This is a genomic window from Xanthomonas sp. NCPPB 3959, assembly GCF_056675575.1.
On the sequence record NZ_JBWWVR010000022.1, the window covers coordinates 47898 to 70127 of the forward strand.

The 22230-nt window shown below is 61.6% G+C and carries 21 protein-coding genes and 1 pseudogene; 9 read left to right on the plus strand and 13 right to left on the minus strand.

Going from position 1 to position 22230, the window contains the following annotated elements; translation table 11 throughout:
* The first annotated feature begins 388 nt into the window (after positions 1–388).
* The gene (locus tag AC1KVG_RS19730) at positions 389–1480 is read left to right on the plus strand and encodes a DUF1615 domain-containing protein (protein WP_481095506.1); all 1092 of its coding nucleotides are present in this window, start codon (positions 389–391) and stop codon (positions 1478–1480) included.
* 175 nt (positions 1481–1655) lie between these two features.
* Positions 1656–3980, plus strand: a complete 2325-nt coding sequence (locus AC1KVG_RS19735; RefSeq protein WP_481095507.1) for a S9 family peptidase — start codon at positions 1656–1658, stop codon at positions 3978–3980.
* 254 nt (positions 3981–4234) lie between these two features.
* On the opposite strand, the gene AC1KVG_RS19740 is transcribed toward AC1KVG_RS19735, so the two are convergent.
* Positions 4235–6205: an alpha/beta hydrolase family protein gene (locus tag AC1KVG_RS19740; RefSeq protein WP_481095508.1), complete on the minus strand. Its 1971-nt coding sequence runs from the start codon at positions 6203–6205 to the stop codon at positions 4235–4237.
* Between the two features lie 150 nt (positions 6206–6355).
* Positions 6356–6697 carry a DUF3817 domain-containing protein gene (locus AC1KVG_RS19745; protein ID WP_481095509.1) on the minus strand — a complete coding sequence of 114 codons (342 nt, stop codon included), beginning with the start codon at positions 6695–6697 and terminating at the stop codon, positions 6356–6358.
* Between the two features lie 150 nt (positions 6698–6847).
* Between AC1KVG_RS19745 and AC1KVG_RS19750 the strand changes: the two genes are divergently transcribed.
* The 4 genes from AC1KVG_RS19750 (at position 6848) to AC1KVG_RS19765 (ending at position 10253) form a co-directional block, all read left to right on the plus strand.
* Complete coding sequence (locus AC1KVG_RS19750) at positions 6848–7468, plus strand: YiiX/YebB-like N1pC/P60 family cysteine hydrolase (RefSeq protein ID WP_481095510.1); 621 nt, start codon at positions 6848–6850, stop codon at positions 7466–7468.
* Positions 7469–7580: 112 nt separating this feature from the next.
* Positions 7581–8462 (plus strand): alpha/beta hydrolase, encoded by an 882-nt coding sequence (locus AC1KVG_RS19755; RefSeq protein ID WP_481095524.1) that lies wholly within the window; start codon positions 7581–7583, stop codon positions 8460–8462.
* Between the two features lie 76 nt (positions 8463–8538).
* Positions 8539–9468, plus strand: coding sequence for a CPBP family intramembrane glutamic endopeptidase (locus AC1KVG_RS19760; RefSeq protein ID WP_481095511.1), 930 nt, complete (start codon positions 8539–8541; stop codon positions 9466–9468).
* Positions 9469–9791: 323 nt separating this feature from the next.
* Complete coding sequence (locus AC1KVG_RS19765) at positions 9792–10253, plus strand: DUF4126 family protein (RefSeq protein WP_043889465.1); 462 nt, start codon at positions 9792–9794, stop codon at positions 10251–10253.
* 89 nt (positions 10254–10342) lie between these two features.
* On the opposite strand, the gene AC1KVG_RS19770 is transcribed toward AC1KVG_RS19765, so the two are convergent.
* Together AC1KVG_RS19770 and AC1KVG_RS19775 are read right to left on the minus strand one after the other, a co-directional pair.
* The gene (locus tag AC1KVG_RS19770) at positions 10343–11317 is read right to left on the minus strand and encodes a glutathione S-transferase family protein (RefSeq protein ID WP_481095512.1); all 975 of its coding nucleotides are present in this window, start codon (positions 11315–11317) and stop codon (positions 10343–10345) included.
* A gap of 171 nt (positions 11318–11488) precedes the next feature.
* Positions 11489–11938, minus strand: a pseudogene (locus tag AC1KVG_RS19775) (SPFH domain-containing protein); the annotation flags it as partial.
* Between the two features lie 192 nt (positions 11939–12130).
* On the opposite strand from AC1KVG_RS19775, the gene AC1KVG_RS19780 reads away from it, so the two are divergent.
* Complete coding sequence (locus AC1KVG_RS19780; RefSeq protein ID WP_481095513.1) at positions 12131–13717, plus strand: SDR family NAD(P)-dependent oxidoreductase; 1587 nt, start codon at positions 12131–12133, stop codon at positions 13715–13717.
* A gap of 156 nt (positions 13718–13873) precedes the next feature.
* On the opposite strand, the gene AC1KVG_RS19785 is transcribed toward AC1KVG_RS19780, so the two are convergent.
* The 7 genes from AC1KVG_RS19785 to AC1KVG_RS19815 all read right to left on the minus strand — a co-directional run bounded on the left by AC1KVG_RS19785 (position 13874) and on the right by AC1KVG_RS19815 (position 18374).
* Positions 13874–14740 carry a DUF6973 domain-containing protein gene (locus AC1KVG_RS19785; RefSeq protein ID WP_481095514.1) on the minus strand — a complete coding sequence of 289 codons (867 nt, stop codon included), beginning with the start codon at positions 14738–14740 and terminating at the stop codon, positions 13874–13876.
* 3 nt (positions 14741–14743) lie between these two features.
* A complete protein-coding gene (locus AC1KVG_RS19790; protein ID WP_481095515.1) occupies positions 14744–15082 on the minus strand; it encodes a hypothetical protein in 339 nt (112 codons plus the stop codon).
* Between the two features lie 151 nt (positions 15083–15233).
* Positions 15234–16136, minus strand: coding sequence for an XVIPCD domain-containing protein (locus AC1KVG_RS19795; protein WP_481095525.1), 903 nt, complete (start codon positions 16134–16136; stop codon positions 15234–15236).
* A gap of 104 nt (positions 16137–16240) precedes the next feature.
* The gene (locus AC1KVG_RS19800; RefSeq protein WP_481095526.1) at positions 16241–16789 is read right to left on the minus strand and encodes a hypothetical protein; all 549 of its coding nucleotides are present in this window, start codon (positions 16787–16789) and stop codon (positions 16241–16243) included.
* Positions 16790–16985: 196 nt separating this feature from the next.
* A complete protein-coding gene (locus AC1KVG_RS19805) occupies positions 16986–17603 on the minus strand; it encodes a hypothetical protein (RefSeq protein WP_481095516.1) in 618 nt (205 codons plus the stop codon).
* Between the two features lie 85 nt (positions 17604–17688).
* Positions 17689–18105, minus strand: coding sequence for a SymE family type I addiction module toxin (locus AC1KVG_RS19810; protein WP_481095517.1), 417 nt, complete (start codon positions 18103–18105; stop codon positions 17689–17691).
* The gene (locus tag AC1KVG_RS19815; RefSeq protein WP_115007129.1) at positions 18102–18374 is read right to left on the minus strand and encodes an XAC0095 family protein; all 273 of its coding nucleotides are present in this window, start codon (positions 18372–18374) and stop codon (positions 18102–18104) included. Before AC1KVG_RS19815 ends, AC1KVG_RS19810 begins: the two co-directional genes overlap by 4 nt.
* A gap of 462 nt (positions 18375–18836) precedes the next feature.
* On the opposite strand from AC1KVG_RS19815, the gene AC1KVG_RS19820 reads away from it, so the two are divergent.
* A complete protein-coding gene (locus AC1KVG_RS19820; protein ID WP_481095518.1) occupies positions 18837–19535 on the plus strand; it encodes a hypothetical protein in 699 nt (232 codons plus the stop codon).
* A 586-nt stretch (positions 19536–20121) separates the two neighbouring features.
* Positions 20122–20508, plus strand: a complete 387-nt coding sequence (locus AC1KVG_RS19825; RefSeq protein ID WP_481095519.1) for a hypothetical protein — start codon at positions 20122–20124, stop codon at positions 20506–20508.
* A 231-nt stretch (positions 20509–20739) separates the two neighbouring features.
* Here the strand turns inward: AC1KVG_RS19825 and AC1KVG_RS19830 are convergent, their stop codons facing one another.
* Entirely contained in the window at positions 20740–21678 is a 939-nt protein-coding gene (locus AC1KVG_RS19830) for an XVIPCD domain-containing protein (RefSeq protein WP_481095520.1), read from the minus strand.
* 9 nt (positions 21679–21687) lie between these two features.
* Positions 21688–22230: hypothetical protein (locus tag AC1KVG_RS19835; protein WP_481095521.1), on the minus strand; the 543-nt coding region annotated here is incomplete at its 5' end.

Consider the following 22230-nt stretch of genomic DNA (forward strand, 5'->3'; position numbering starts at 1 on the left):
GGCGACAAGGCACAACGCGCCGGGACCGTGACCACGGCGACACCTCCGACCCGAACCGGGCTTGCTGGTTGCTGCGGCATTTCAGGCACTCCCATGGGTGGACAGCGGTGGAATTGGGCAAGGTCGGCGCTTGCTTGAACGCGACATCGATGCAGCAACCTCTGCAATGATGACCGGCAGGCATGCCAGGCACCGTGATCGCGACGTTCCTGATCGAGCTCGTTATCGGCCTGATCGCACCTGGCTTGAATCGGAGCGACCGACGCAGCGAGCTGCCGGCATCCCGTGTGTGCTGGTGTGTGCTGGTGTGTGCCGGTGTGTGCTGGCACCTGTCCGGCAGCGACGTAAACTGCCGCACGGCAGCCGCCGCCCGAGATCTGGAGACGCCGTGACATCCTGCTTGCCCCGCCTGCTCACGTTGCTTGCCGTCGCCTTGCTGTCGGCCTGCGCCACCCAGGCCCCGCGTGCGCCGCAGCGCTCTCCGGATGCGGTCAAGGCCGATATCGCCCGGCGCCTGCCGGCCACCCTCACCGATCGCGCCGGCTGGGCCAACGATGTGTACGTGGCGCTGTCCTCGCAGGCGCTGGACACCAGCCCCGAGCACATCTGCGCGGTGCTGGCGGTGACCGAGCAGGAGTCGACCTATCAGGCCAATCCCGTCGTTCCCAATCTTGGCAAGATTTCGCGCGCGGAGATCGACCGCCGCGCCAGTGCGCACCACATTCCCGGCTTCATGGTCGACGCCGCCCTGCGCATCGACTCCCCCGATGGCCGCAGCTATGCCACGCGCATTGCGAGCGCGCGCACCGAGCAGGAGTTGAGCAAGATCTTCGAGGACTTCACCGGCAGCGTGCCGTTGGGCGCGCGCCTGTTCGACGGGCTCAATCCGGTGCACACCGCCGGGCCGATGCAGGTGAGCATCGCGTTTGCCGAGCAGCATGCCGAGCGCTACCCGTATCCATCGGGCGACTCGATGCGCCATGAAGTCTTCAGCCGTCGCGGCGGGCTGTGGTTCGGCACCAGACATCTGCTCGGGTATCCGGCCAATTACGATGCACTGCTGTATCGCTTCGCCGACTTCAACGCCGGTTGGTACGCCAGCCGCAATGCCGCCTTCCAGGCCGCGCTGAGCAAGGCCAGCGGCATCGCGCTCGCGCTGGACGGCGACCTGCTCACACCCGGCGCCAGCCTGGAGGCACCGGGCGGCACCGAACGTGCCGCACGCGCCCTGGGCAGCCAGCTGGCGATGAGCGACCGGCAACTCCGCCGTGCGCTGGAAGCCGGCGATAAGGCCGATTTCGAGGACACCGATCTGTATCGCCAGGTGTTCGCGCTGGCCGAGCGCAGCACCGGCAAACCGTTGCCGCGCGCCGTATTGCCGGGTATCACCCTGGAAAGCCCGAAGATCACCCGCACGCTCACCACCGCCTGGTTCGCGCAGCGGGTGAACGAGCGCTGGAAGCGCTGCATGGGCAAGTAGCCACACGCCCTGCCGCGCGGCACACCCCGGATGTCGGCGCACGTTGCGCCTGTCGCAACGGCTTGGTCTACGGCCATGGCACGACCTATGGCAGAGGCACACGCACCGCCGGCCCAGGTAGCATCAGGGGGCTGCGTCGACCGCATCGACGCGCGCCCCTTCCGACGAGGTCCACATGCTCACACCGTTGCCGATGCGCCACCTGCTCACCGCCCTGGCGATCGCCGCGCTGCCCGCGCTGGCCAGCGCGCAGGTCCCCAGCGTGACCGAGGCCGACTACGCCCGCGCCGAGCGTCTCACCAGCTATCTGGCGCAACCGCTGGTCGATCACCAAGCCACGCGCATCGACTGGCTGGACGCCACCCATGTGGTCTATGTCGATCACGATGCCACCGGCAACCGGCTACTGCAGCTGGATACCGCCACCGGCAAGACCGCGCCGCTGTTCAAGCAGTCCGCGCTGGTCGGCTCGCTCAATACGCTGCTGAAGACCGGCGACAAACCGCTCAAGGCCGACACGTTCGCACCAGTGGTCAAGCGCACCGCCGATGGCCGCTACCGCCTCAACGTCCGCGATACCGCCGTGGTCTGCGACACGCGTGCACGCTGCAGCAAGCTCTATGCAAAGGACAAGGCGGAGCCGGGCGTGCCATCGCCGGACAAGCGCAGCGAAGCCTTCATCCGCAACTGGAACCTGTGGGTGCGCGATCTGGCCAGCGGCCAGGAAACCCAGCTCACCCGCGACGGCGTGGAAAACTTCGGCTACGCCACCGACAACGCCGGCTGGCAGCACAGCGACAACGCCATCGTTGCCTGGTCGCCGGACTCACGCAAGATCGCCACCTTCCAGCAGGACCAGCGCAAGACCGGCGACATGTATCTGGTCAGCACCAAGCTCGGGCATCCGGAACTGCAGTCGTGGAAATACCCGCTGGCCGGCGACAAGGACGTGACCATGATCGAGCGCGTGGTCATCGACGTGCCCACGCGCAGCGTGCTGCGGCTGAAACTGCCGCCGGATCAGCACCGCTCCACCCTGTGCGACGACGTGAGCTGCTCGCCGGGCCTGTGGGACGATGTGAAATGGGCGCCGGACGGCAAGACGCTGGCCTTCGCCTCCACCTCGCGCTTCCACAAGCAGACCTGGTTGCGCATCGCCGATGTCGCCACTGGCGAGGTGCGCACCGCCTTCGACGAAACCGCCAAGACCTATTACGAAAGCGGCCAGGTCGCCGCCAACTGGGCGTACCTGCCTGGCAGCAACGAGGCGGTGTGGTTCTCCGAACGCAGCGATTGGGGCCAGCTGTATCTCTACGATCTGGGCACCGGCAAACCCAAGCGCGCGATCACCACCGGCGAAGGCAACGTCACCGAGTTGTTGCGCGTGGACCCGGTGACGCGCACCGCGTGGTTCGTCGGTGTGGGCCGCACGCCGGGTGTGGACCCGTACTACCAGCAGCTGTGGAAGGTGAGCCTGGACGGCGGTGAGCCGGTGCTGCTCACACCCGAAGTGGCCGATCACCACATTGCGCTCTCGCCCGATGGCGCGCGCTTTGTCGATACCTATTCCACCTCAGTCACCCCGCCAATCACGCTGTTGCGCGATGCCGGCGACGGACGCACCGTCAGCACGATTGCCACTGCCGACATCACCCGCCTCAAGGCCGCCGGCTGGGTGCCGCCGGAGCCAATCACGGTCAAGGCGCGCGACGGCAAGACCACGTTGTACGGGCTGATGTTCAAGCCCAGCAACTTCGACCCGGCGCGCAAATACCCGGTGATCGATTACATCTATCCCGGCCCGCAGACCGGATCGGTACGTGGCCGCAGTTTCCTTGCCGGCCACGGCGACAATCAATCGCTGGCCGAGCTGGGCTTCATCGTGATCGCCATCGACGGCATGGGCACGCCGTGGCGTAGCAAGACCTTCCACGACACCTGGTACGCCAACATGGGCGACAACACGCTGCCCGACCAGGTGGCCGGCTTGAAGGAACTGGGTCAGCGTTATCCGTGGATCGACCTGAGCCGCATCGGCATCTGGGGCCATTCCGGCGGCGGCAATGCCTCCACCGCCGCGATGCTGCGCTACCCGGACTTGTTCAAGGTGGCCTGGTCGGAAAGTGGCAACCACGACAACCGCGGTTACGAAGACGACTGGGCCGAGAAGTATCACGGCGAGCACATCGTCAACAAGGATGGCACGTCCAACTACGACGACCAGGCCAACGCTGGCCGCGCCGCCAATCTCAAGGGCCGGCTGATGCTGGTGCACGGCACCCTGGACGACAACGTGCCGCCGTATCTCACCTTGCTGGTGGCCGATGCGCTGATCAAGGCCAACAAGAACTTCGACATGCTGATGCTGCCCAACGCCAAACATGGCTACGGCGATCTCACCCCGTATGTCACACGCCGCCGCTGGGATTATTTCGTACAGTACCTGCTCGGCGCCACGCCGCCGGCGGAGTATCAGATGAAGCCGATGCCCAAGAACTGAGCGGCGCACAGGCAGCACGGTCGCCGGCGCCGCACCAGGCGCCGGCGACCTGCGCACGCTGACGCAGGCACCCTGTCGCGTAGGAGCGGCCCTGGCCGCGATGCCTTACCGATAAATACGCAAGGCATATCACGCGACATTGCCAATCAGCCACAGCCTTGTCCGGTGCCTGAACATCCCGCACCACCACATCACCACTACGCTGCTCGGCCACACGTTGCATCCGGACAAAACCGGATGCAACCACCAAGCCCTTACTTCGCCGTGCGGCCGCCCAGCTGCTTGTTCAAGAACGCCAGCAAGCGCGTGTAGTACTCACGCCGATGCGCTTCGGTATAGAAGCCATGGCCTTCGTTGGGAAAATACAGGGACTCCACCGGCACACCGGCCACTTTCAATGCGCGCTCCATGCGTTCGGTATGCGCCACCGGCGCGCGCTCGTCCTTGCCGCCTGCGGCCAGAAACACCGGCACCTTGATCTGGCGCGCCAGGGTCACCGGCGAGCGTGCCGCCAAGGTCTCGCGTGCGCCCAGCCAATCGCCCGTCCAGTTCTTGGCCCAGCGCGCGCGACTGGCGTTGTCGCGCGCCAGGATGTCCAGGTCGTACACGCCGACGTAGCCGGCAGCGCAGCGGTACAAGCCTGGCTCCCTGGCCACGCCCATCAACGCCGCATAGCCGCCATAGCTGGCGCCGTACATGCAGATGCGCGATGCATCGGCCACGCCCTGCGTGATCGCCCAATGCGTGGCGTCGGTGAGGTCGTCCTGCATGCGCCCGCCCCATTCCTTGGCACCGGCCTGCGTAAACGCCCGCCCATAGTTGGCCGAACCGCGATAGTTGACGCGCAGCACCGCATAGCCAGCCGCAGCCAGCAGCTGGGTCTCGTCATCGAACGCCCATTTGTCGAAGATACCGAACGGCCCACCATGCGGCATCACGATCAGCGGCAACGGCTTGCCGGGCTCGGCATTCAACGGCTGGGTCAGATAGCCATGCAGCTGCAGACCATCGCGCGCCTTGAAACTCACCTGTTTGCTGGCCGGCACGCCATCGGGCGGAAACCATTCGCGGCGGCTGAACACACGGTCCGCACGCTTGCTCACCGTATCGAACAGATAGTAGTCGCCGTTATTGCGATCGCTCCACACATAGGCGAGCACGAAGCGGCCATCGCTGGTGGCCGAGGTGATGTAGACCGCATTGTCGCCGAAGGCTTTTTCCAGACTGCGATACAACCGCGCAGTCGGCGCTTTCTCATCGAAGAAGCGGTTGCGTACCCGATCGCTCATGTAGCTCACACCGATCGGCGTGGTGCCGTCCAGATCCTGCAAAATCCGGTAGGGGTCGACGGTGTCGTCGTGCAACAGCGGCGTCGACTTGCCGGTGGCCGGGTCCCACGCCACCACCACATCGGTGCCGGTGGCCTGCTCCACTTCCAGATAGGCCTGCGTGCCATCGGCAGAAAAGCCAAGCGGAAATTCGCGATGGTGGCTGGTGGCCGAGTCGTTGATCAACTTCCACTGCGCTTGGTCGTTGTCGCGGTAATACAGCTTGCTGGCGTTTTCCACATCCGCCCCGTGCGCAAACCGGATACGCCCCTGCCGGTCGGTGACAAAACTGGCGCGGCGCACTGGCGAGGTGGCCACCGTGCTGCGTCGGCGCGTGTAGATGTCCAGCTTGTCGATGCGGATGTTCGGGTCGCCGACGAACGGAATCGACGACACCAGGATATTGCGTGGATCGCCCGGCAAGGTGTCCAGCATGAAGGTGCCCGGATCCAACTCCATCTTCAACTGTGCACCGTTGATCTCATCGTTGGTGCCGTAGGGGCTGGCCAACAGCCGCCCGTTCTTGCCATCGGCATCGATCGCATGCAATTGGCCGATGGCCATCGGCTCATCGCGCGAGCCCAGCCGCTGCGCCATCGACACCACAATGCGGTCGTCGTTGGCCCACCAGAAATCATCCACCACGCTATTGGCGCCGCCAGTCACCTTGGCCGTGGCCACTTTGTCTTCGCGCCGCACCACACCCAGCACGGTGCGATCTTCCAACGGCATGGTGATGGCGTAATACGCACCCGAGGGCGAAATCTTGATGCGCTCGAACTGGTCATTCCTGAGATACGGCGTCAGATCCAGCGCTTCCTGCGGGGTTTGCGCGTGCACCGGCACCGCCATCACGCCTGCCAGCGCGGCAGTCGCCACCATCGTCCAATAACGCATTGCTGCACTCCGCTTCTTCCTTGGTCGGCCTATGGTTGCAAAGGCCGTTTGCGGAGTCCATGGTCTGGCGTGACATCGGGGGCGTTGCGCAGCGACATGCCGAGTGCCACACACGGCATTCTCCGCAGTGCCTAGCTTGCCTTGATGCGCTCAGACACCGCTGCGTGTGCGTTGACCCAACAAGCCGATACGCCGGAACCACATCTCCAACGGCACCGTCACCAACGGCGGCAACGCGGCCAGCAAGCTCAGCGCCCATGCCCACCAAGGCCAGCGCAAACGCAACGCGGCAAGTACGCTGACCGCTACATAGAACAGGAACGCGGCGCCATGCAGGCGCCCGAACAGCCACACCACGACCTCGGTGGTGTGCGTGCCGTACTTGAGCAACATGCCGAGCAGCAATCCGGCCCAGGTCAGCCCCTCTAAAAATGCAGCCACGGCAAACAGCCGCCCCATCGGCGACAACGTAGAAGCAGAAGAAACACGCATGCAAGACTCCAGACGGACAAGGATTGCCGCGACGCGATGGCGGCGGCGACGCCCGCTGGCAGTTGCATTCTACAGAGCGCTTACCGCATCGGCAGCGCGCCGCCGTTCTTGGCGATAATGGTCGCCCCTTGCATCACCTGCCGGCCTCCCATGCGCACCTTATTCCTGCTTGTCATGCTTGCACTGGCACTGCTGCCTGCAACCTCTATCGCAGTGCAGCTACAGGATGGCGATCTGTTGTTCGTCACTGCGGCCCGCACCGGCTTGAGCGGCGCCATCGACGATGCCACTGCCAAGCAGGACGCACCCAGCTTCGATCACGTGGCACTGGTCGCCCATCAAGGCGACACGCAAGTGGTGCTGCATGCCGACGACAAGGGCTCGCGGCAGCAAGCACTGAGCGACTTCGTGGACGAGGCCAACGCCAAGCATCGGCAGATCAGCGTGTATCGGCTCACCGAGCCATATCGCGCTGCGATCCCCGACGCCATCGCCCAGGCACGGCGCATGCTCGGCAAGCCATACAACGAAACCTACGTGCAGGACGCCAACAGCTACTACTGCTCGGACTTCATCGAACGCGCGTTCCGCGCACATCACGTCTTTGCGCTGCAGCCGATGAACTTCAAGAACCTGCAAACCGGCAAGATTTCACCGTATTGGACGGATTTCTATCGCAGCAAAGGCATGGCGGTTCCGCAGGGCCTGCCCGGCACCAATCCCAACGACATGGCAAGCGCGTCCGCGCTGACTTATGTTGGCGGCCTATGAGACGGCCAAGTGCGGCCAGGAGACCACGTTGAGTAAGTTACTGCTGACCGGACTGTTGGCCTTGTTGTTCATTGGCTGCACCGATGCACCGCCAACGCCGCCGGCCAAGGTTATGGAGCAGCGACCAAAACCGGCTCCCGCAGCAACTGCAAAAGCCGCGATTCCAGCCGGGCAACGTGGTGAAGGCAAGCCGTATGAAATGGTCGACACTCAGGTGTGGGATGTCCCGGATCCTGCCTCCGGACGCAATTACCAAGTGTTCGTCGCGCTGCCACGCGGCTATGCGGACAACCCGGGCCGGCGCTATCCAGTGCTTTACGCCACCGACGGCGACTACGCGTTTCCGGTGGTGCGACAGATCGCACGCCGCTTGAATGGCGAAGGCCCGGCGATCGAAGATTTCATTCTGGTTGGACTGTCGTACGCGGTCGGCGATGAGCCGATGCCCAGCCGCCGGCGCGATTACACGCCCACACCCGAGGATGGTGAAGGCGCTCCACCCGTTGCGACACATGGCAAAAGCACCGCCTACATCGCCTACCTGCGTGATCAGGTACTGCCGTTCGTTGCCAAACGCTATCGCACCGACGAGCACAAGCGCCTGTATTACGGCCACTCCTACGGCGGCTTGCTGGGCACGCAGATCCTGCTCCAATCGCCCGAAATGTTTTCCGGCTACCTCCTCGGCAGCCCGTCCTATTGGTACGGCGAGCATGCGATGACGGCGCTGGAAGCCGCATCCGCAGCCAAGCGCAAGGATCTCCCCGCCCAGGTCTATCTGTATGTGGGCGAGTACGAACAACGGCGTTACCACCAGAACTACGACATGGTCACCGATGCCCAGGCCATGGTGCGGCGCTTGCGCGCACGCGGCTATGCATCCTTGCAGATCGAACTGGAGGTGCTCAACGACGAAGATCACCTGAGCGTTGCGCCGCGCGGCATCACGCATGGGCTGAAGCATCTGTTGCGTGACAGCGTCTCACCCACCTGAAACCGGGCGCCGCGGCAGCCGCCGCCCTGCCTCGCCCACCCACTCTCTAGCAACCACACCACATGGAGTTGTACACATGCACGCACCACTGCAACCGGTTGCCGGACGTTCCTTCACCGGGAACGGACCCACGACGCACCAGATCGAACTGGGTGATCGCAAGTTTCTGCACCCCGGGCGCCTGCGCTGGCTCCGCGCGATCGGCTGGGCAGTGGTATTGCTTGTCGTGGTTGCCACATTGGCGCCCATGGCCGGCAGGTTCGTCGGCGGTCTGTTCCCCAAGGACTCCGGCCCCCTGCAATTGCTCGCCAGCCTTGTCGGTATCGCGGTCGGGCTGGGTGTCTATGTGCTTGCGGTGCGCCTGGCCGAAGGGCGGCGCGCCAGCGAGCTCGCCACGCGACCGATGCTGGCCCAGCTGATCGTCGGCCTGCTGATCGGTGCGGCCATGTTCGCCACGGTCATGGGCATCATGGCGGTGTTCGGGCTGTACGACATCCAGGCACTGGGCATGGCACCGGCATGGACGGCAGTCCGCAAGGCCTTGCAGGCGGGCGTGATCGAAGAGTTGCTGTTTCGCGCGATTTTCCTGCGCCTGATCTGGCGCGCGTTCGGCCCCTGGATCGCCTTCGCCGCGTCTGCGGCGCTGTTCGGCTTCGGCCATATCGCCAATCCGCACGCTACGGTCTTTGCTGCGATCTGCATCGCGCTGGAAGCTGGCATCCTGCTGGGCGCGTTCTATGCCTTGACCGGCCGGGTCTGGATGTCGATCGGCGTGCATATCGCCTGGAATTTCACTCAAGGCTATGTCTTCGGTGCAGCGGTGTCAGGGACCGACATGGGTCCGGCGATTGCTCGTAGCACCGCTCGCCCCGGCATCGCCGAATGGCTCACCGGCGGCCCCTTCGGCCCGGAAGCATCGCTGCCGGGCGTGCTGGTCTGCCTGGCCGTGGGCGTCACGGTCCTGTGGATGGCATGGCGTACGGGCAAGCTTGCAAAGCAACCGTAAGCGCATCGAATGCACCCACCACGCCGCCTTGCTCACCGACTGACGGTACGGCCGCCGTCAGTTTCGGTCACCGCCAACAGGCTCAAGATCCGGGCCTGCCCCTATCGGTCTGATCGCACCGTCTGAGCGTTCGCGCTCACCCCACACATCGCGTGACGCCAAGGTCGGCACTGCATGTCCTGCCCAGGTGCCTGCACATTGCGGGCACCACCTTGCCATCTCGCACACATGTGACGTCCTAGGCTTTGCGCTCCCACCCACCTCAGCGCTGGCTGCAGGATCCCAACCTGCATCGACTGAAGCGCATCACTGCAGAGGTCCACATGTCCCTGATTCATTCGATCCTGATGGCCGCGGTTGCAGGCATGCGCTCGATGACCCCGCTGGCAGCGGTCGCCAATGCGGCCCGCACCGGCAACCTCCCCGCCAACAACGGCGCACCGAAGCTGCTTGCCAATCCGCTCGCATCGGCCGGCATGCTCGCGCTCGCCGGTGGTGAGCTGGCCGGCGACAAGATGAAGACCGCACCCGACCGCATCGTGCTCCCCGGCATGATTGCCCGCATCGCCACCGGCGTGATCGTCGGTACGGCGCTGGCGCCACGCGAGCAACGCGGCATCGCTGCACTGCTCGGCGCTACCACTGCCGTCGCTGCGGCCTATCTCACCTTCAACGCACGCATGCGCGCAATCGAACGCTATGGCCAAACCAGCACCGGCGTGGTGGAAGATGCCATCTCGGTGGGTGCGGCAACGCTGATCATGCGTAGCGCTGCCAAACGCTGAGCATTTGGCAGTACATACGGTTGCCGCAATCGCGCTTCGGCCAACGCGGCAGCGTGCCTGAGCGCGGCGGCGCGCGGCCGGGAGATACATCAGCTACCGCGCCCATGCGGCGCATCCAGATCCAGCACCGGCCCCACCGGAACGATGCCGGTGGGATTAATCATGTCGTGGCTCTGGTAATAGTGATTCTTGATGTGCTGGAAGTCGACCGTCCCGGCGATTCCCGGCATCTGATAGAGCTCGCGCAGAAAGCCGGACAACTGCGGATAGTCGGCAATGCGCCGTAGATTGCATTTGAAATGCCCCACATACACCGCATCGAAACGCACCAGCGTGGTGAACAGGCGCCAGTCTGCTTCGGTAAGTTGCTCGCCGCACAGATAGCGTTGCTGGCTCAAACGCGTCTCAAGCCAATCCAATGTCTCGAACAGCGGCACCACCGCCTCTTCGTACGCAGCTTGCGTGGTCGCAAAGCCCGCCTTGTACACGCCATTGTTGACGCTGTCGTAGACGCCCGCATTGACCGCATCGATCTGCTCGCGCAACGGCTCTGGGTAGAAGTCGCCGTCTGCAGCGCCAACCTCGTCGAACGCGCTGTTGAACATGCGGATGATGTCGGCAGACTCGTTACTGACCACCGTGTTGCGCTCGCGGTCCCACAGCACCGGCACGGTCACGCGCCCTGAGTAGTGAGGATCGGCTTTGAGATAGACCTCGTACAGATGCCGCGCATGATGAATCGCATCGCCCACCACACCTGGGCCCTGCGCGAAGGTCCAGCCCTGCTTGCTCATCAGCCAATGCACCACGGAGACGTCGATCATCGCCTCCAGGCCTTTCAGCCGACGAAAGATCAGCGTGCGATGCGCCCAAGGGCAGGCCAGCGACACATACAGGTGATAACGCCCGGGAGCGGCCTGAAAGCCGCCCTCGCCGTGCGGACCCGCACTGCCATCGTGTGTCACCCAGTTACGAAATCGCGACTGCGACCGTTCGAAACGCCCCTCGCTCTTGTCGGTGTCATACCAACCGTCTTGCCACTTGCCGTCGACCAACAGGCCCATGGTGCCTTCTCCCACAACAACAGTAAGAAGCAACCCTAGCTCACCCGATTTGGAGAGTGCGTGAGCAGCCTTGCTGGCTTGGGCAAGCCCACCAAGCCATGCGCTGTTGAATATCGAAGACACACAGCAAGGCAACAAGCGCGTTGGCTTGCCGTCTATCAATACCGCACGCTATTTAGCAATCACAGATGTGCCGGACGGCACCATGTAACACGCCTGCGCCTTTTTGCAGGCCTCTGCATTGAGCTCGGCGATCTGGCTGGCGAGGTACTGCTCAGGCGTCAGCCCCATGCGATTGCGGTAGGCGTTGTCGGCATCCGCCTTGGCGACCTGTTCCTGCTCGCGCTGCCGTTCTGCAGTCGTCGCCTCGACCAAGGTTTTGACTCGCTGCTGCTGCGCAGCGGTGAGATTCATCTGCTGCAACACATCCGGATTGGGACGCGCACGGCCAAGCGTGATGTTCTGGATCTGGATCGGCAGGCCTTGTTGCTTGACCAACGCACTCACGTTCTGTGTGACCGCGTCGTCTATCTTTTTGGCGGTGTCCGGATCGCTCATCATCTTGGTCATGTCGTAGCGCTTGACCTGATCGCGCACGATGGAGGCGTACTGGCTGGCGACAACTGCAGTCTGGCCTGGCACCCCATTGGCGTCGACACCCCAGGATCGGCGAAAATAGCCGCCAGCCGGCTGTTCCGGCCTGCTGCAGCAGGGTCCCGGGCCGTCGCGTCGCTGGTCCAGCTGTCCATCGCGGTCCGCCATCAGCTGCCCGCTGCGTTCGCTTCGCTTTCTGCCGCTCTTTTCGGATCCATCTTGAACACCAACGCCCCGCCCCTGCCCGCCGACGACCTGCCCCTCACCGACCGCCTGCGCGTGGCGCTGGACCTGCTGGAGGCCATCGAGGCCGACCGCAGCGTGCTCGACGCGCTGCCCGAGGCCGACCGCGTGCGCCTGCACCAGGTGGTGGCCAAGGTCTATCACCCCGAGCCGAAGGCGCGGCGGCAGCTGCTCAAGCAGCGCGAGCGCGAGCGGCATCAGGAGAAGGTGCGCAAGGCCGAGGCATTGCTCGAACAGCGCGGTATCCGTGCACTGCGGCGCAAACCGGTGTTCAGCACGCCGAACGTCTTCCCGCCACATGCCGCTGGTCTGCACGATGCGCACAACGGCGAGAACGCAACCGCCACGCCGGAGCCGATGCATTCGCCCGAGCTGCGTCACTGTTATGTGTGCAAGCAGAAGTTCACCCAGCTGCACCACTTCTACGACCAGATGTGCCCGGCTTGCGCAGAGCTCAACTTCTTCAAGCGCACCGAAACCGCCGACCTGCGCGGCCGCGTGGCACTGCTCACTGGTGGGCGGGTCAAGATCGGCTATCAGGCTGGCTTGAAGTTGTTACGCGCTGGGGCCGAGCTGATCGTCACCACACGCTTCCCGCGCGATTCGGCCGCGCGTTATGCGGAAGAGCCGGACTTTGCGCAGTGGGGCCATCGCCTGCAGGTATTCGGCCTGGACCTGCGCCACACCCCCAGCGTGGAAGCGTTCTGCAGCCAGCTGCTGGCCACCCGCGAAAGGCTGGATTTCATCATCAACAACGCCTGCCAGACCGTGCGCCGCCCGCCGCAGTTCTACGCGCACATGATGGCCAACGAAACCGCCGCGCTGGATGCGTTACCCGACACCGTACAAAAGCTCGTTGGTCACTACGAAGGCCTGCGCACGCCCGAGCTATTGCGCGAAGCCTCGGCCACCGCGCTGCCGGCCGTGCACGGGCGCGGCCTCGCCGAGGCCGATGGCCTCACCCGCGCCGCCGAGCTGTCGCAGGTCGCGTTGCTGGACGACGAGCTGGTGGGCCAGGAACATCTGTTCCCCGAAGGCCGTCTCGATCAGGATCTGCAGCAGGTCGACTTGCGCGGCCGCAATTCCTGGCGCCTGCTGATGGCCGAAGTGCCGTCGGTCGAGCTGCTGGAAACGCAACTGGTCAACGCCATCGCGCCCTTCATCATCAACGCGCGCCTGAAGCCGCTGATGCTGCGTACACCCGAGCGCGACAAACACATCGTCAATGTCTCGGCGATGGAAGGCCAGTTCTACCGCAACTTCAAGACCACCCGTCACCCGCATACCAACATGGCCAAGGCCGCGTTGAACATGATGACGCGCACCTCGGCGGCCGATTATCAAAACGACGGCATCCACATGAACAGCGTCGACACCGGTTGGGTGACCGACGAGGATCCGGCCGACATCGCCGCGCTCAAGGTGCAGCAGGAACGCTTCCACCCGCCACTGGACATCGTCGACGGCGCCGCGCGCATCGTCGACCCGATCATCCACGGCGCCAACACCGGCGAGCATGTGTGGGGGCAGTTCCTCAAGGACTATGCGCCGACGGATTGGTGAACAAGCCGCAATTGCCACTGACAAAGAACAATTGTTGCGTTATTCAAGAGCGGGCTGGCGAACAGAAAATAGAGTACCAACCGTCAAACTCGAACAATAAGACGGAGGGCGGAAGATGACAGCTTCCAACCGACCGCCATGCTTCCAATGCGCCGCCTAGCGTCCAGGCGCAGGCGTTTGTTGTGCAGCCTGCGATTGCGCTTGGTCGTAGGCCTGGACGGCGTTGTGCTGATCGGCGGTATACACACTCTGCCGCATATCGGGTGCCGGTGTGGTCGCATCCACCTGCGCACGAAATCCTGGCGTCTTGCCAGACACGAAGATGTGGTCGTCACGCAGGACGGCGCCGGCGAGCTGGTCAACCCGTTCCACACCAGCCTGCTTTGCGGCAATCATGACCTCGGCCACCTTGGTGTCGGACACCGATGCAGGCAGCTGCCCACGCAACGTATTGAAATACGCACGATCTGGATGCGTGTCTGGGAACCTGTCATGCGCCTGGTCCTGCAGGCGCGATACATCCTTGTTGATCCGGTCCACATCGCTGCTGGTCACAAGGTCGCGCTGGGGATCTCCCTGGGGGCGCGCCAGGCGTGGATCGTCGGGAAACAACTGCCTGAGTCGCGGATCGTTCAAGCCGGTCGCCAGATCGCCCTGGCGCAGCGCAGCGTAGGCCTGTCGCGCAAGCTCATCCTGCCCGGAGGTCTGATCGCCGAGCCGGCGGCCGGCTTCGTTGTTCCATAGATCCATCCGATGTTCGTAGGGATCGTTTGGATGGGCCGGCCCAATCTCGGCATCATCACCGAACTTGCGTGCGATCCACTGCTGACCTAACGCAAGCTGGGTGACACGGCCACTGGTATACGCATGCCGAAAGGCATCCAGCTCATCGTTGTGCCCCTGTGACTGGAAGGTGCCATCGGGACGCCTTGCCAACGTGGTACCGCTCAGCTGTTCGTAGTGCCGATACGCTTCCTGCTCAATCTCACGCTTGGCACCCTTTGGATCGGTGATATCGATCATGGCTTAGCCTCCCTGCGCTACCTTCTGAAACTCGATAGGCCCTTGATAGCCCGGATACTTCTTCTTGATCAGGATGTGATCGGATGGCGTGACACAGCTATCCTCGAGGGAATTGGCCACATGTGCCTCATCCACGAAGAACTCCTCGTAAGGTAGTGGCAGAACGGACGTTTCCCAGCCGCGATCGAACTTCAGCAGCAGGCTGTCATCGCGCTCGAAGCACAGCGTCTTCCAAGGGAAATCAGTCAGCTTGCCGGCTTCGACCACCGCCGAGTCCTTGCCAGCTAGCAGCGTCACAACATGCTCGGAAAACTGTTTGTTTGAGATCGGCGGCTCGGTCATGGCGCATCCTGCAAAGGTGGCAACGACCACTGCGGCCGATGCCGAAACGTAAGAACGGAAGATAGCGAATGGCATACGGCGCGGCTCCTTCCTGCGGTAGAGCGATGTTTTACCAGAAGCACTTTGCGTACGTATACCGGCGTATCAGAACTCACACCATCCGAGGCGGCGGATTGATCGACTGGTCGCGTTGCTGCTCTTGTTGCTGGGACTGTTGCTGCCGCTGCGTCTCACCCAAGGACTGCAATTGCGCCAGAGACTGCTCTACCGGCTGTGCGATCGCATCGTTGGTCTTCATGTGCGCCATCTTGTGTGCGGGATCGTTCAAAGCGCCTTCCACAACGAACAGGTTCTCGCCTTGTCGCACGGACTTATAGTTCTCGCTCAGCACGACATGATCGATTCGCGACAGCCCGTTCTCTTTGGCTAAATAGGCGCTGCTTGCTGCCAGCCGGGCGCTGTTGTCGTCGTACTCGCGGCCGAGGCCTTGCTCGAGGCGGCGAACGGCCTCTTCTGCTTGGTGATGCAGCGGATCTGTTGGCGGCACTTTCGCGAGCTGTGTTGCTTCCTGTAATGGAGATACCTGCTCGCCGGGCGGCTGCGCCTCGCCAATCAACTGCTGCCAAACTTCCTGCTTGGGCTTCGGATTGTTGTGCTCCTTATTTAACTCACTTTTAAGCAAAGGAGCAGGAATGCTCTTGATCTCATCTACGTTTTCTACGGGCCTAATATCCCCCTCGAAGCCCTTATCAATTCCGTCTTTTGTCTTCCGGTACAGTCCAGCGTGATTGAGCGCATCCCACGTGAAGTCGACACAACTGTTTTTAACACCGTGATATTCCATATTGAACCCGTGCTTAGCAGGGGCCGCGCCAAAGGCCTCCAACTTGTCATACTGGGCCTTATCGATCTCCATCGTGCGTGAGTAATACGGTTTTTGATAGGTGTCGACGTCATTGAACGAAGGTTTTCCCGGCCCGCTAGCCTCGCCATGCTTGATGGGCGAGAACCCATAACTTTTGACAGTCGTTCCGTCGTCAATCGAGTAGTACATATGGCCGCCGAAGGATGTGCCTCCGGTCATCAAAGGCGTACCTGCGGCAGCGACGTAGACAGTGACTGCATAGCGCTTTTCATGATCATCCATGCTCATTCCCCTCACTTCCCTTTGTAGGTGTAAGCGACAAGAAGTTGCGCATTAGCCGCAACCAGCGCCTCGGCGTTCCGATCAAAGCGCAGTTTGAGCCGATAACGGCCTGGCTGGACAGCATTGCTATAGCCGAACGCCAACTCCCTGGATGCGGTCTGCTCAGTAGACAAACCGGCGTCCTGCAGCGTCGTACCGTCCGCATCAAATGCGAACAGACCAGGCGCCATACCATCAGCTGACAAGGGAATGGACGCCTGCTGACCTACTCCCACACGCTGACTACGCTGCAATTCCACGGAGACCGGGCCGGATGGTTCAATACGCTCCAAGTGGAGTTCGGCCGAAACGCCAGCGCTAATCAGCTTGTCAGCACTTTCCGAGACTGCGGTTGGGTCGACGCCGGTTAGCCGCACACCGATGAAAACGGGCGGAGTGGCATCGTCGGGCAGTGCGGGCACATCGAACTCCAGTTCTGTAGGCCCACGATCATGTGGGGTCAAATTCCGTACCAACGGGACGACCGTTCTCATCTCTATCTGCTCCTTTGCGATAGGCACGTTTGCAGGCGGCGGTTGCATGCTGCAGCCAGCGATCAGGCAGGCAATCAATGCCGTGAGTGCAAAGCGCATTCGATCGTTTGCAAGGGGCACGGCCTTTCTCCAATGAGTGTTGGTGCTGCAGTGGGAATTATGCACGCATTGCTTTATGAGGCCTGACAACTCAAGGGCTGAGTGACATGTCCGCTCCCTCGGCTTATCGGATATACACCCATTCGACGCATTTGTGCGCCACCAACTCTTGCGGTTCCACAGCCTCGCCTCGTGGAAAAACCTCTATACGCATCCCTGGCCGAGTGAAGAAATCACTCATCCAGCGGCCGTCCTCGACGATATTGCGCTCGCGCGTGAATCCCATTCGCTCGAGCTGTTGGGTAAAGTGGTCGAAGTCGAGACGACAGATCTCGGTCATCGTAGGCGATGCAAGCGCCGCATTGCGATCAAAACGGAATTCGAACCATCGCCCATCGAGTTTGGTTTCATCAACACCAAAGCCGTAACTCCACTCTTTGCTGAGCGGGCCGAACGCACGGTATCGGCGTTTGTCGTTCTTCACAAGCTGAACCACCTGACCCATTGCCGAACTCAGACGCTCGCGAGTGAAGTCAGAGATGGTGTGGCTGTCCTTGACCAAAGCAAGCAGTTGGCCAAGCAGATCCTCCGCAGTGGGCTTACCAGGCGACACAGTGGCAGGGCTGGATGAACTCATGGCAGATGTCTCCGTGACGGTTGCCGGGCCTGGATTGGCCCCCACGTAGACACATGCGCCCAGAGCGACGGTGGCGAGCAAGGTGTAGAGGGGCCGCGCGATCATGAAGCGTCCGTTGTGCGCTGGTGTGGCTGCGACGCTAGTGACATGCGGCACTTAGGTCAAGCGCAGGTCTCTGTTCCCCGCACCATCAACGCCGCACGCTGCGCGCCTTGGCCGGCACCTCCACCGGCGCCAACACCTCCATCACCAACTGCCCCTCGCTGGCGGTGATCCGCAGCTTGGTACCGATAGCGAAGCCCAACTGTTCCAGCCATAGACCGCTGAGGCGGACGTGGGGCACGTGCTGGTCGCCAGCGTGGTCGTGGGCGCCGGGGTAGAGGGTGTAGCTGACGGTGCATTGGCGCGGGCGGCGGGCGCGGCGGGGTGCAGGCAAACGGCCGGGGCCTTGCGGCGTTGTGTCCGGCTCGGGCGGCAGCATCGGTGGCAGCTGGGTGCGATCGGGTTCGACGATGACCCACTGCACCCGCTTGGGTGGCGCGGGGCGCGCACGTTGACGGGTGGGCCGTGCGGTGGCGGACGCGTTGGGTGGGCGGCGGCGTGTCATGGCGCCTCCGGGTGGCGAGTATTGGTGATGGGTGCAGCAACGCACTGCTGCAGCGCCACGTCGATGCGTGCGGACAGGCTGCGCAAGGCCTGCGACAACACACCGGGTTGGCTGAGCAACTGCTGCGCGGGATCGTCGCTGGCCTGCTCAATAGCCGCGCGTGCGGCCAGCCGGCGCAGCACCTCGCCTACGTCCCACAGCAAGCCGTGTGCGGAGGCTGGCAACAGATAACCCGGCACCGATGCCGGCGTGGATGGTGCGGTAGACATGGCAACGCCCTCCTGGAACAACCCAAGAACCGCCGCCAACGGCGACGGGATGTCGGGAGGTTCGAAACCGCTAGTAGCCGGCGGGCGTATTTCCCTTGCGGGTGTTGTATTAGCCGCCCTCCCGACGCAGGCATCGCGTCGGTTGTACCTGCGGGATGCAGGCACAAAAAACCCACCGGTTTGACGGAGGTGGGTACCGCTACTAGAGGAGTTTCGACGCTCCTTGAGGCAGAGGTTGCAGCGCGCGGATTGCGATGTCAACACACGTCATCTCGACTTAGAAGGCGACTACAAGAGGCACCGACAAGCAGCCCATGTGCCCACACCCTCAGGATCACAAGCTCCCGACTTGCTCCGCGCGCGCGCGCGCAGAATGGGTTTCGTGCTGTCGCAGAATTTCTACCTACCCGTGTCGGCCAGACAGCTCTAATCTTGCCGCATCATTCAGCAGTGACGGGCGACATGGAAAGTAGCGACGTAGCACCGAGCGTGCCTTTGACCTTTAAAGCTTTAGAAGAGCGCCTAAGGGGGCTGCCAGAGTTCCCGGCAGACACTGCCAGCCCTAGCCGCCTAGTGCGCGGCGCTGCCATCGTTTTGGCGTGCGGAATAGCCTCTACGCTGATTGCGTCGTTCTTCAGTTTTACGAGTATTCCACCCCAGTTGCTGGCGAAGGTCGCAACCGCCGGCTTCTGGGTTGCATTGGCGGCGCTAGGCGTCCTGGTGATAATTAGTCTCTACGGGATAGTGAGTGATCTACGTCAATGGACAGTCGATCAGGCTATGCGCACTGATCATCAGCTAGAGCAATTTCTGCAGGAAGTGACTTGGTTGAAGGGGTATCCGGCAGCAACCCTGCAACTCATGCTGGATCACGCCCGCTACAGCCATACACGCCGTGCGGGTCGAATTGCGTTATTAGCCGGGAGCGTCGACAAGCTAGGTCTGCTCCCAGTCGCGGCGTCGCTCTTCCTGGTTATGCGCGCTGGTGGAAATCCTCTAGCGATGTCTCCAATGACAGCGATGGTTGGTATTTTGCTGCTGTTCTTTTGGATGGTCTGCTGGGTAGCCACCTCGGCTAGGGGCAAGCTTCAGACCTACGAATATTTGCTCGACATGGCATTGAAGAGCAAAGAAAAGGATGAAGCAGCAACCGGCGCATAGACTTGGTTCAAACGAGGTCAAGTTGACCTGACGCTGTTACGTCCTAGCTCCATTACTTCACGGGAGCATACTTGCAACCGACATCCACATGGATGATCGTCTGTGTGATTGCGTTGGAGTTGTCAAAACATGCAAACAAATCCTCTGGCCAACCGCAGCCCTCTGGCACTACTGGCAACCGCTAGTCTTTTTTTTATATCAGGATGCTCTGCCATGCAGCAGGACCCACGGCTCGGCTTTGATCCTCAACAGTCTGCCGCTAAAGCAAGGCAGCAGCTTGAAGCGGCCAACCCGGCTGGTTCGCCCGTCACGGCCGTGCAAAGGAGTCTTGAGAGCCTTGGCTTTCATTGCAAAGCACTGAGCTCTCCGGGAGCAGGTTACAAGACATCAGTTGCGTGCACGCTCCCGCCCATCGTGAAAGAATCGCAGCCATCAGTGACAGCACCAGCCGTACCGGTTACCTGGATGGTCGGATTTCATTCAACTGACGGAATCCACTTAAGCAAGCTCGTAGTGAATCGAGCTCCGCAAGATATTGGGGAGTAGTCGCCAATCTATTTAGACGAATCCACACAGGGGCATTGATGTGAATGTAAAAATTAGGCTGACTCTTGCTGCGGGATTACTTGCGATATCAACTTTGACTGCGTGTACAGGAGGAAAGATACGCTCTGATTACAAGAGGAAATATGTTCAGCCGGTCAAGATCGAGAAAGCAGAGGGAAACGCAATCCGAATTAGCTACTACATGCCTGCAGAAAGCCTCTTTTATTCTCCCGGCGTGGATTTCGCAAACGACCACGGCGTATTGCGTATTGCCATCCGCAGATGCGGCATCAATGAGAAATGTGACCCCATGGCGAAAGTTGAAGTTTCCAAGACTGAGCCATCGTCACCTGAGGTCGCCTTACCGTATGCAGGCGAAAAGGTCGTGCTGGTCTACGCAGATACTGAAGAAACGTTGACCTTCTAATTCAATCACAAGAACGATAAAACCGTAATCTTCCATTATCCATTATCCATGGCAGCAGCAGGGACCCAGCCACGCTGTCTTTCACGCGACGCTCGAAGTAAGGACCTGCTGCTTCGCCGGCTTCAAGCTCACTTATCGGCCACGCAAGCCAAGTGCCGCCAAGCGATAAGCACCCTGACCCCAGCTATTCCCTCACTAACCGACTCCCTTTCCCAGCCAAACAGGCGGCGCTCAACCTATCTGCATCGGTGCGCGACTTTGCTCAAGTGCAGGCTCCTGCTGTGCTGCCAATGCACGTTCCTGTTGGGCGTTAGAGATTTCCTCGACCTTTGCGAATGACTGCTCGACAGGCGTTCTCGCTGCTTCTTCGGCCTTCATTGATGCTTTAAGGTGAGCAGGATTGTCCAACTCGCCTTGCACTACAAATAAGCGCTGGCCCGCTCCATCATCAGGAGTATTTCCAAGGACCACGTGGTCCACGCGGTTCAGTCCGCCCTCTTTCGCGGTTGCCAACAAGCTAACTGAAATCTTCTCGCTGGTGGCATCGTAGGTCCTGCCATGTTGTTGATCGATGCCTGCAACCTGCTCCCGAATCGTGCTGAGCATCTCACGATCCTTGTCTGGCAACTGCGCATCACTGATCACACGCTGCAGGAGTGTCCGCTCCGGCATCGGGTTGTACTGCTCAGTGTTCAATTCGCTGTCGGGAACGGGAGCTTGGATACTACGAATGTACTCAACGTTGCTGAGCGGTTTCAGTCCACCCTCGAAGTCCTTATCCTGCATAACCTTCAGGTCGGTGCGATGCAGACCAGCGTAATTGATTGCACCCCATGTGTAATCGATGCAACTGTTCATTGCGCCGTGATACTGCGTATTGAAGCCATGTTCTCCGGGCTTTGCACCAAACTCCATCAATTTTTCGTATTGATCCTCGCTGATCTCCATCGTGCGTTGATAGAAAGGCTTTTGGTATTGATCGGCATCATTGTTGTAGACCTTTCCAGGCCCTGCCATCACGCCGTGCTCGATGGGTGCAAACCCGAAGCTGGTTTGTTCCTTCCCGTGCGTGACTGTGTAGTACATGTGCCCTGCTGCCGATGTTCCACCGTCAAGAAGCGGTGTCCCCGGCGCGGCAACGTAGAGAGTGACAGCGTATTTATCGTCCATGAGGTTTTCCTACTTTGATTTGTGTCGGTAAGCGACCAGCAACTCGGATTGGATCGATGCCAACTGCGGCGGCTGGCCAAGCAGCCTGATGCTCAACTGATACTTGCCAGGCTGAATTCCTTGCGCCCATGCAAAGGCAAGCTGCGTGTAGCGACGCTTTGGAGATTCCAGACCCGCAGATTGAAGGGACGCGCCATCCACCTCGTCCATCCACACGCCTGGAACACGCCCGTCTGCACTCACAGCGATGGTCCGAGCGGGAACCCCTGCCTGCGATTCAACACGCACCAATGGCATGTTGATTGCGCCGCTTGGTTCAAGCCGTTTCAGAACAAGCTCAGCATGCAGGCCGGATCTGCGGAGCGCTTGAGCAGCTTCAAGTGACTTCAGAGCATCCTCGTGACCGACGCGGATACCCAGGAAGAGTGTGCCAGTCGCGCTCTTGCCAGGAGGCTGCACGTTGAATTCGACCACCATCGGACTGGTCATCGCCGCCAACTGCAGCGGTCTTACGATGGGAACCTGCCCATCAGCCGCAACGCGCGTTGGCAC